The organism is Pseudomonas sp. EL_65y_Pfl1_R83, assembly GCF_963970695.1.
Taxonomy (GTDB): Bacteria; Pseudomonadota; Gammaproteobacteria; order Pseudomonadales; family Pseudomonadaceae; genus Aquipseudomonas; species Aquipseudomonas tritici.
In genome coordinates this window covers 1-439 of sequence record NZ_CAXAQI010000471.1, presented here as the reverse complement: position 1 = coordinate 439, position 439 = coordinate 1, and the positions used below count along the sequence as shown (strand labels likewise).

The window sequence follows — 439 nt, the reverse complement described above, 5'->3', positions numbered from 1 at the left end:
ATCGCGGTGGGGAGACCCGGCATAATAGCAACCCGAGGGGATCGCGCCCTCCGCGCCCGGCGTCAGTGGCTCGCCAAAGCGCGTGAGCGGTTTCATCTGCCCGATGGGCTTGCCGTTGATCGTCACGACCATTCCGCGGTGCGCGACCACATCGCCCGGCATGCCATAGACGATCTTGCCGAACATCTGAGGTTTCGTCCCAAAATGGCGGCGCAGAAGCGCGCTCTGCGGCGGATCGAAGAACACGTAGTCGCCGCGCGCCGGCGGTTGGTGCCGGCGGATGAGGAAAGCCCAATTGGGGAGGGAATCGCTCGCGTTGATGAGGAAGACGTGGCCGTCGCGCCATGAGCTCATCGCACTAACTAGCCCCGTTCCGACGAGCGCAACGACCAGCATCGCCCACAGGCGCTTGCGCGGCCGCCAGCGTGGGGCGGAGAGC

The 439-nt window shown here is 66.1% G+C and carries 1 protein-coding gene; it reads right to left on the bottom strand.

Annotated features, from left to right (window positions below; genetic code table 11):
* On the bottom strand, positions 1-396 hold a 396-nt coding region (locus tag AACY08_RS29880; RefSeq protein ID WP_339472694.1), incomplete at its 3' end, for a S26 family signal peptidase.
* Between the last annotated feature and the right edge of the window lie 43 nt (positions 397-439).